At 53.2% G+C, this 8,356-nt stretch carries 10 protein-coding genes, 4 tRNA genes and 2 rRNA genes (1 of these 16 only partly in view); 15 read left to right on the top strand and 1 reads right to left on the bottom strand.

The window, feature by feature from the left end; all coding sequences use genetic code 11:
* The 8 genes from ACYZT8_RS26795 to ACYZT8_RS26760 all read left to right on the top strand — a co-directional run.
* Positions 1-1,761: ribosomal RNA gene (locus ACYZT8_RS26795) — 23S ribosomal RNA — on the top strand (it extends 1,131 nt beyond the left edge of the window).
* A 159-nt stretch (positions 1,762-1,920) separates the two neighbouring features.
* Positions 1,921-2,036 (top strand): 5S ribosomal RNA (rrf, locus tag ACYZT8_RS26790).
* A gap of 135 nt (positions 2,037-2,171) precedes the next feature.
* Positions 2,172-3,131, top strand: a complete 960-nt coding sequence (gene birA, locus ACYZT8_RS26785) for a bifunctional biotin--[acetyl-CoA-carboxylase] ligase/biotin operon repressor BirA (protein WP_461977179.1) — start codon at positions 2,172-2,174, stop codon at positions 3,129-3,131.
* On the top strand, positions 3,121-3,870 hold the full coding sequence (locus tag ACYZT8_RS26780; RefSeq protein WP_461977177.1) for a pantothenate kinase: 750 nt from the start codon (positions 3,121-3,123) through the stop codon (positions 3,868-3,870). Before birA ends, ACYZT8_RS26780 begins: the two co-directional genes overlap by 11 nt.
* Positions 3,871-3,877: 7 nt before the next feature.
* Positions 3,878-4,318: a hypothetical protein gene (locus ACYZT8_RS26775; RefSeq protein WP_461977175.1), complete on the top strand. Its 441-nt coding sequence runs from the start codon at positions 3,878-3,880 to the stop codon at positions 4,316-4,318.
* Positions 4,319-4,460: 142 nt separating this feature from the next.
* Positions 4,461-4,545: transfer RNA gene (locus ACYZT8_RS26770), tRNA-Tyr, on the top strand.
* Positions 4,546-4,569: 24 nt separating this feature from the next.
* Positions 4,570-4,643: transfer RNA gene (locus tag ACYZT8_RS26765), tRNA-Gly, on the top strand.
* Positions 4,644-4,669: 26 nt separating this feature from the next.
* Positions 4,670-4,745: transfer RNA gene (locus ACYZT8_RS26760), tRNA-Thr, on the top strand.
* Here the strand turns inward: ACYZT8_RS26760 and ACYZT8_RS26755 are convergent.
* Entirely contained in the window at positions 4,724-4,894 is a 171-nt protein-coding gene (locus tag ACYZT8_RS26755) for a hypothetical protein (protein WP_461977173.1), read from the bottom strand. The two genes, ACYZT8_RS26760 and ACYZT8_RS26755, sit on opposite strands and share 22 nt — an antisense overlap.
* 23 nt (positions 4,895-4,917) lie before the next feature.
* On the opposite strand from ACYZT8_RS26755, the gene ACYZT8_RS26750 reads away from it, so the two are divergent.
* From ACYZT8_RS26750 to rplL, 7 genes are all read left to right on the top strand, one after another.
* Positions 4,918-4,993 (top strand) — tRNA-Trp (locus ACYZT8_RS26750).
* 45 nt (positions 4,994-5,038) lie between these two features.
* Complete coding sequence (gene secE, locus ACYZT8_RS26745) at positions 5,039-5,407, top strand: preprotein translocase subunit SecE (RefSeq protein WP_008145488.1); 369 nt, start codon at positions 5,039-5,041, stop codon at positions 5,405-5,407.
* 9 nt (positions 5,408-5,416) lie between these two features.
* Positions 5,417-5,950 carry a transcription termination/antitermination protein NusG gene (nusG, locus tag ACYZT8_RS26740; protein ID WP_007896622.1) on the top strand — a complete coding sequence of 178 codons (534 nt, stop codon included), beginning with the start codon at positions 5,417-5,419 and terminating at the stop codon, positions 5,948-5,950.
* Positions 5,951-6,066: 116 nt separating this feature from the next.
* Positions 6,067-6,498, top strand: a complete 432-nt coding sequence (gene rplK / locus ACYZT8_RS26735) for a 50S ribosomal protein L11 (protein WP_003210097.1) — start codon at positions 6,067-6,069, stop codon at positions 6,496-6,498.
* Positions 6,498-7,193: a 50S ribosomal protein L1 gene (gene rplA, locus ACYZT8_RS26730; RefSeq protein WP_007896626.1), complete on the top strand. Its 696-nt coding sequence runs from the start codon at positions 6,498-6,500 to the stop codon at positions 7,191-7,193. The genes rplK and rplA overlap by 1 nt, the downstream gene beginning before the upstream one ends.
* Before the next feature lie 198 nt (positions 7,194-7,391).
* Entirely contained in the window at positions 7,392-7,892 is a 501-nt protein-coding gene (gene rplJ, locus ACYZT8_RS26725) for a 50S ribosomal protein L10 (RefSeq protein ID WP_010467255.1), read from the top strand.
* 80 nt (positions 7,893-7,972) lie between these two features.
* Positions 7,973-8,338, top strand: a complete 366-nt coding sequence (gene rplL / locus ACYZT8_RS26720) for a 50S ribosomal protein L7/L12 (RefSeq protein WP_010467258.1) — start codon at positions 7,973-7,975, stop codon at positions 8,336-8,338.
* Positions 8,339-8,356 lie beyond the last annotated feature (18 nt).

Below are 8,356 nucleotides of genomic sequence, written 5' to 3'. Positions count from 1 at the left end.
TCAAACCATACACCGAAGCTACGGGTATCACTTAGGTGATGCGGTAGAGGAGCGTTCTGTAAGCCTGTGAAGGTGAGTTGAGAAGCTTGCTGGAGGTATCAGAAGTGCGAATGCTGACATGAGTAACGACAATGGGTGTGAAAAACACCCACGCCGAAAGACCAAGGTTTCCTGCGCAACGTTAATCGACGCAGGGTTAGTCGGTCCCTAAGGCGAGGCTGAAAAGCGTAGTCGATGGAAAACAGGTTAATATTCCTGTACTTCTGGTTATTGCGATGGAGGGACGGAGAAGGCTAGGCCAGCTTGGCGTTGGTTGTCCAAGTTTAAGGTGGTAGGCTGGAATCTTAGGTAAATCCGGGATTCTAAGGCCGAGAGCTGATGACGAGTGTTCTTTTAGAACACGAAGTGGTTGATGCCATGCTTCCAAGAAAAGCTTCTAAGCTTCAGGTAACCAGGAACCGTACCCCAAACCGACACAGGTGGTTGGGTAGAGAATACCAAGGCGCTTGAGAGAACTCGGGTGAAGGAACTAGGCAAAATGGCACCGTAACTTCGGGAGAAGGTGCGCCGGTGAGGGTGAAGCATTTACTGCGTAAGCCCATGCCGGTCGAAGATACCAGGCCGCTGCGACTGTTTATTAAAAACACAGCACTCTGCAAACACGAAAGTGGACGTATAGGGTGTGACGCCTGCCCGGTGCCGGAAGGTTAATTGATGGGGTTAGCTAACGCGAAGCTCTTGATCGAAGCCCCGGTAAACGGCGGCCGTAACTATAACGGTCCTAAGGTAGCGAAATTCCTTGTCGGGTAAGTTCCGACCTGCACGAATGGCGTAACGATGGCGGCGCTGTCTCCACCCGAGACTCAGTGAAATTGAAATCGCTGTGAAGATGCAGTGTATCCGCGGCTAGACGGAAAGACCCCGTGAACCTTTACTATAGCTTTGCACTGGACTTTGAATTTGCTTGTGTAGGATAGGTGGGAGGCTTTGAAGCGTGGACGCCAGTTCGCGTGGAGCCAACCTTGAAATACCACCCTGGCAACTTTGAGGTTCTAACTCAGGTCCGTTATCCGGATCGAGGACAGTGTATGGTGGGTAGTTTGACTGGGGCGGTCTCCTCCTAAAGAGTAACGGAGGAGTACGAAGGTGCGCTCAGACCGGTCGGAAATCGGTCGTAGAGTATAAAGGCAAAAGCGCGCTTGACTGCGAGACAGACACGTCGAGCAGGTACGAAAGTAGGTCTTAGTGATCCGGTGGTTCTGTATGGAAGGGCCATCGCTCAACGGATAAAAGGTACTCCGGGGATAACAGGCTGATACCGCCCAAGAGTTCATATCGACGGCGGTGTTTGGCACCTCGATGTCGGCTCATCACATCCTGGGGCTGAAGCCGGTCCCAAGGGTATGGCTGTTCGCCATTTAAAGTGGTACGCGAGCTGGGTTTAGAACGTCGTGAGACAGTTCGGTCCCTATCTGCCGTGGACGTTTGAGATTTGAGAGGGGCTGCTCCTAGTACGAGAGGACCGGAGTGGACGAACCTCTGGTGTTCCGGTTGTCACGCCAGTGGCATTGCCGGGTAGCTATGTTCGGAATAGATAACCGCTGAAAGCATCTAAGCGGGAAACTAGCCTCAAGATGAGATCTCACTGGGACCTTGAGTCCCCTGAAGGGCCGTCGAAGACTACGACGTTGATAGGTTGGGTGTGTAAGCGCTGTGAGGCGTTGAGCTAACCAATACTAATTTCCCGTGAGGCTTGACCATATAACACCCAAGCAATTTGCTTGCTCGACAGAGCACCAGATTGCGGTGTGTGAAGACGAAACGAACCGAAAGTTCGAGATACTCGCAAAACACCGAAAGCTATCACATACCCAATTTGCTGAAGCGAGACCAACAGGTCACGACTCAGTACCCGAATTTCTTGACGACCATAGAGCATTGGAACCACCTGATCCCATCCCGAACTCAGCAGTGAAACGATGCATCGCCGATGGTAGTGTGGGGTTTCCCCATGTGAGAGTAGGTCATCGTCAAGATTAAATTCCGAAACCCCAATTGCGCAAGCAGTTGGGGTTTTGTTTTGCCCGCAGGAAAGTGTTCGCTCTCGGGTTTTCTATGCAACGGCTCGAGGCATGGCTATCATGCGGGCCTCATTGTGAGGCGAGACTTGAATGCTGACGTTGTTAAAGCTTCTTAAGGATGGCAAGTTCCATTCGGGTCAGGCCCTGGGTGTCGCCTTGGGTATCAGTCGTAGTGCGGTATGGAAACAGCTTCAGCATTTGGAGGCTGAGCTAGGCTTGTCTATCCACAAGGTACGCGGTCGCGGCTATCAAATGGCTGCGCCATTGACGCTGCTTGATCCTGCCGACATAAAAGAGCAGGCGCCCTCGTGTGACTGGCCTATTCTGGTCTTCGACTCAATTGACTCCACTAACGCTGAAGCCTTGCGCGCAATCGAGCGTGGCCAGGCTGCACCATTTTTGGTGCTCTCCGAGCGGCAGACTGCGGGGCGCGGCAGGCGTGGTCGTAATTGGGTCAGTCCTTTCGCGGAAAACATCTATTACAGCCTCGTATTACGGATTGAGGGCGGGATGCGTCAGCTCGAGGGCTTAAGCCTTGTGGTCGGGCTTGCCGTCATGCAGGCTTTGCGAGATCTCGGTATTCCGGGCGCAGGCTTGAAGTGGCCCAACGATGTTTTGGTTGGCCAGAAAAAGATTGCCGGGATATTGCTTGAGTTGGTGGGTGATCCTGCGGATGTGTGTCACGTGGTGCTGGGTGTCGGAATTAATGTGAACATGCAGGCAACCGATGAGATTGATCAGCAATGGACATCCATGCGGCTGGAGTCGGGCAGGGTGTTTGATCGCAATCACCTCGTCGCGCAATTAGGGTTAATGCTTCAGAAGTATCTGGCTCGCCATCAGGTCGATGGGTTTTCCGCCATACAGCGGGAATGGGAGCAAAACCATCTTTGGCAAGGGCGGGCAGTCTCGTTGATTGCTGGCGTTAACCAGATAGATGGCGAAGTGTTGGGTATCGACAGTCAGGGTGCCTTGCGCTTGAAGGTAGATGGTGTGGAAAAAGTCTTTAGTGGTGGTGAGCTCAGCCTGAGGTTGCGTGATGATTCTTGAGCTCGACTGCGGAAACAGTTTTATAAAGTGGCGCGTTCTCCATGCGGATGCCAAGCGATTGTTTGGCGAGGGCGTGGTGGATTCGGATCTCGCATTGCTGGAAAGCCTGGATGGACTTGAAGGGCTGGCCCTCAAGCGGTGCCGGTTGGTCAGCGTCAGAACGACCGAAGAGACCGGCGCTTTGACTTCTCTGCTGATGCAAGCGTTCTCTGTGTCCGCGATATGCGCTGCTCCTGCGCGCGAAATGGCAGGCGTACGAAATGGGTACGAGGAGTTCGAGCGGTTGGGGCTTGATCGCTGGCTTGCGATGCTCGGTGGATTTCACCTGGCCGCAGGAGCATGCCTGGTTCTCGATTTCGGAACTGCAGTGACTGCTGATTTCATTGCGGAGGATGGAGAGCATCTTGGTGGGTTTATTTGTCCAGGAATGCCTTTGATGCGCAATCAGTTGCGAACCCATACCCGCAAGATTCGCTACGGCGATATTGCTGCCGAACGCGCCCTGGAAAGCCTCGTGCCTGGCCGTACAACTGTCGAAGCGGTTGAACGGGGGTGTTCGCTTATGTTGAGGGGCTTCGTTCTGACTCAACTGGAAATGGCGCGTGGTTATTGGGGGGAGGATTTTGTTGTATTCCTCACGGGAGGTGATGCGGCGCTCGTCTCTGAAATCGTGCCTGATGCCAGGCTGGTTCCGGACCTGGTATTTGTAGGTCTGGCGATGGCATGTCCTTTGTCCTGAGGTTTTTATGCGTTGGTTGTTCCTGCTGCTGCTTGTTCTCAATGTCTTCTATTACGTCTGGCATCAACAAGAAGCTCCGCTGCGTGCAAAAGACGTCACGCCATTAAGTTTGTATCGAGGATCGCAGCAGGATATCCGCTTGCTGAGCGAGGCGACTGATGCGGCTCGTGAGAAAGGAAAGTCAGCGTCCACGGACAGTGGGTGCCTCTATTTGGGTGGCTTTACTCGTCAGGAGATCGCGTTGGCAGCTGAGCGGCGATTGGGTGGGATGGATATCAAATTTCAGTCTTTGCCAAAAGACTCCTCTGATTCTGCTGGTTACTGGGTCCGTGTGGCGCCCGAAAGCCGGCGTTTAGTGGATGATCTTCAGCTGCTAAACCTTTCCAGAGAATTCAATGAGTTAAAACATAAAATAATGCCGTGCGAGGGGGTTGCGCCTGCGGGATAGTTTGCATAGAATGGCGCCCGCTTCGCAGTGAAGACCTTTAAGGGTCAACGGTGCAAAGCGGTGTCAATGCAGCTAACCTCAGGTTTTTAATGAGGAAATGCTTGACAGAAGGTCGGCATGATATAGAATGCCGGCTCGCTTAGGAGGGGTTCCCGAGCGGCCAAAGGGATCAGACTGTAAATCTGACGTCTACGACTTCGAAGGTTCGAATCCTTCCCCCTCCACCATTTTTAGCGAGAGCTGCAAGCTCCGCGGGTATAGTTTAGTGGTAGAACCTCAGCCTTCCAAGCTGATGATGCGGGTTCGATTCCCGCTACCCGCTCCAAGTTTGCAGATCCTGCAAAGTGTTACGCTCTTGTAGCTCAGTTGGTAGAGCACACCCTTGGTAAGGGTGAGGTCAGCGGTTCAAATCCGCTCAAGAGCTCCATATAACAAGGCAGATATGAAAATATCTGCCTTTGTTTTAATGGTTGCGGTCGCATCTTGTTGTTTTTGCTGGGTGATCGTGCGGGTGGTTTTGGTGTTGAAGTCAGGGCTGCCGAGTAAATTGTTGTAATGTCTTTTTCGGGTCGGCATAATGGTCGGCCTGATTTTGTTTTAGGTCAGTAGCTCAATTGGCAGAGCGACGGTCTCCAAAACCGTAGGTTGGGGGTTCGATTCCCTCCTGACCTGCCAGATTCACTTGGTGTGTCTGGCTTTCTTTTCACAGGATCTTCATAGATGACTCCTAAAGCTGAAGCTCAAGGCTCTCGCTTCGATCTGCTCAAGTGGCTTGTAGTAGTCGCTTTGGTGGTTGTTGGCGTTGTTGGCAATCAGTATTACTCTGCTTCGCCGATCCTGTATCGCGTACTTGCATTGCTCGCCATTGCTGCTGTAGCTGCCTTTGTAGGCCTGCAGACAGTCAAGGGCAAGTCTTTCTTTGTACTGGTCAAGGAAGCTCGCACCGAAATTCGTAAAGTCGTATGGCCAACTCGCCAAGAAACCACGCAGACCACGCTGATTGTTGTGGCTGTTGTCCTGGTTATGGCGTTGCTGTTGTGGGGGCTTGATTCCCTGCTCGGCTGGCTTGTTTCCTTGATTGTCGGCTAAGGGTGTCCCGTGGCTAAGCGTTGGTACGTTGTGCATGCTTACTCCGGTTACGAGAAGCATGTCATGCGCTCGTTGGTAGAGCGCGTAAAGCTGGCTGGCATGGAAGATGGCTTTGGCGAAATTCTGGTTCCCACTGAAGAAGTGGTTGAAATGCGTAATGGCCAGAAACGCAAAAGCGAGCGCAAGTTCTTCCCAGGTTATGTGCTGGTTCAGATGGACATGAATGAGGGTACTTGGCACTTGGTCAAGGATACTCCTCGGGTGATGGGTTTCATCGGCGGTACCGCTGATAAGCCTGCACCGATTACAGATAAAGAGGCAGAAGCGATTCTGCGTCGCGTTGCTGACGGTAGCGACAAGCCGAAGCCGAAGACGTTGTTCGAGCCGGGTGAGTCGGTGCGTGTCAATGACGGTCCGTTTGCCGATTTCACCGGCACGGTCGAAGAAGTTAACTACGAAAAGAGCCGGATCCAAGTGGCGGTGCTCATTTTCGGTCGCTCTACTCCGGTAGAGTTAGAGTTCAGTCAGGTCGAAAAGGTCTAGCTGAACAAGCATCCCAACCCCGCAGCCTAGGCTGTGGGGTTTTTTCGTCACTGGGATAAACGCGCAAGTAACCGGGGAGCCTTTCGAGGCGTTCGAACCCGTAATTGGAGTGCCTCATGGCCAAGAAGATTACCGCTTACATCAAGCTGCAAGTGAAGGCCGCTCAGGCTAACCCAAGCCCACCTGTTGGTCCTGCTTTGGGTCAGCACGGCGTGAACATCATGGAATTCTGCAAGGCTTTCAACGCCCGTACTCAGGGTATTGAACCAGGTCTGCCGACTCCAGTGATCATCACTGTCTACAGCGACCGTAGCTTCACTTTCGAAACCAAATCCACCCCTGCTTCGGTTCTGCTGAAGAAGGCTGCTGGTCTGACTAGCGGTTCCGCTCGTCCGAACACCGTTAAGGTTGGCACCGTGACCCGTGCTCAGCTGGAAGAAATCGCGAAAACCAAAAACGCGGATCTGACTGCAGCTGATATGGACGCAGCCGTGCGTACTATCGCCGGTTCTGCTCGTAGCATGGGCCTTAACGTGGAGGGTGTGTAATGGCTAAGTTGACCAAGCGTCAAAAGGCTATCGCCGGCAAAATCGAAGCGGGCAAGTCCTACAACTTTGTAGACGCTGCTGCTCTGCTGGCTGAGCTGTCGACTGTCAAGTTCAGCGAGTCGTTCGACGTTGCTGTAAACCTGGGCGTTGACCCGCGTAAATCTGACCAGGTTGTTCGTAGCGCTACTGTGCTGCCACACGGCACTGGCAAGACTGTTCGCGTAGCTGTGTTCACCCAAGGTCCAGCTGCTGAGGCCGCTCTGGCTGCCGGCGCTGACCGTGTAGGTATGGACGACCTCGCTGCCGAAATGAAAGGCGGCGACCTGAACTATGACGTAGTTATCGCATCCCCGGATGCCATGCGCGTTGTTGGTCAGTTGGGTCAGATCCTGGGTCCACGCGGCCTGATGCCTAACCCTAAAGTCGGCACCGTAACTCCAGACGTAGCTACCGCGGTTAAAAACGCCAAGGCTGGTCAGGTTCGTTATCGCACCGACAAAAACGGCATCATCCACACCTCCGTTGGCAAAGTCGGCTTTGATGCCGTCAAGCTGAAGGAAAACGTTGAAGCCCTGATCGCTGATCTGAAGCGTATCAAGCCTGCTTCCTCGAAAGGTATTTACGTCAAGCGCGTTACCCTGAGCACCACCATGGGTCCAGGTCTGGTCATCGACCAAGGCTCGCTCGACGCGTAAGACAAAGATTGGCGCAAGCGATTGCGCCAATTGAAAGATTGGGGTCCCTGCCTGGCGGGGGCTATCCAAGACCGTAGGCGACGCAAGTCTTAAACCTCAAGCCTACGCAGATGGTGCTCCCGGTTCCTTACCGAATCAGACACCAAAACGACATCTGGCCTCGGTTGGATGAAACGGTAACAAGCAGGAGTTTTTCCCGTGGCAATTAAACTTGAAGACAAGAAGGCCATCGTCGCTGAAGTCAACAAGGCTGCCCAAGTTGCTCTGTCCGCTGTCGTGGCTGATGCCCGTGGCGTAACAGTAGGCGCTATGACCGGACTCCGTAAAGAGGCTCGTGAAGCTGGCGTTTACGTACGTGTTGTACGTAACACCCTGCTCAAGCGCGCCGTTGCTGGCACTCAATATGACGTGCTCAACGACGTGTTCACTGGCCCGACCTTGATTGCATTCTCCAAAGAACATCCGGGCGCTGCTGCTCGTATCTTCAAAGAGTTCGCAAAAGGTCAGGATAAGTTCGAGATCAAGGCAGCTGCGTTCGAGGGCAAGTTCCTCGCAGCTAATCAGATCGACGTACTGGCAAGCCTGCCGACCCGTGACGAAGCAATTTCTCAGCTGATGAGCGTGATTCAAGGCGCAACCAGCAAATTGGCTCGTACTCTGGCGGCTCTTCGCGACCAGAAAGAAGCTGCTGCAGCCTAAGGCTGAGCGACTCCTTTCAGCGTTTATTGTTTATTTCGATGGCCGCGTAGGCTGTCACCCCAATACAGGAATTTATAGTCATGTCTCTGACTAACGACCAAATCATCGAAGCAATCGGCGAAAAATCCGTTCTGGAAATCGTTGAGCTGATCAAGGCCATGGAAGAGAAGTTCGGCGTTTCCGCTGCCGCTGCTTCCGCTGGTCCAGCTGCTGTCGCTGCTGTTGTTGAAGAACAAACTGAATTCAACGTCATGCTGCTGGAAGCTGGCGAGAAGAAAGTTAACGTGATCAAGGCAGTACGTGAACTGACCGGTCTGGGCTTGAAAGAAGCCAAGGCTGTAGTTGACGGCGCTCCTGGCATGGTTCTGGAAGCTGTTTCGAAAGACGCAGCTGACAAAGCCAAAGCCACTCTGGAAGAAGCAGGCGCTAAAGTCGAGCTGAAGTAAGCATCGACTTTGCTCCTC

This window comes from Pseudomonas sp. LB3P93, assembly GCF_054898025.1.
The sequence above is the reverse complement of the archived record's forward strand: the minus strand, read 5'-3'. Positions and strand labels throughout refer to the sequence as shown.

Coding starts and splice junctions, on each gene's coding strand:
- ACYZT8_RS26780 (WP_461977177.1), top strand. CDS start 3,121: ATGATTCTTGAGCTCGACTGCGGAAACAGTTTTATAAAGTGGCGCGTT.
- rplA (WP_007896626.1), top strand. CDS start 6,498: ATGGCTAAGTTGACCAAGCGTCAAAAGGCTATCGCCGGCAAAATCGAA.
- secE (WP_008145488.1), top strand. CDS start 5,039: ATGACTCCTAAAGCTGAAGCTCAAGGCTCTCGCTTCGATCTGCTCAAG.
- birA (WP_461977179.1), top strand. CDS start 2,172: ATGCTGACGTTGTTAAAGCTTCTTAAGGATGGCAAGTTCCATTCGGGT.
- rplL (WP_010467258.1), top strand. CDS start 7,973: ATGTCTCTGACTAACGACCAAATCATCGAAGCAATCGGCGAAAAATCC.
- ACYZT8_RS26755 (WP_461977173.1), bottom strand. CDS start 4,894: ATGCCGACCCGAAAAAGACATTACAACAATTTACTCGGCAGCCCTGAC.
- ACYZT8_RS26775 (WP_461977175.1), top strand. CDS start 3,878: ATGCGTTGGTTGTTCCTGCTGCTGCTTGTTCTCAATGTCTTCTATTAC.
- rplK (WP_003210097.1), top strand. CDS start 6,067: ATGGCCAAGAAGATTACCGCTTACATCAAGCTGCAAGTGAAGGCCGCT.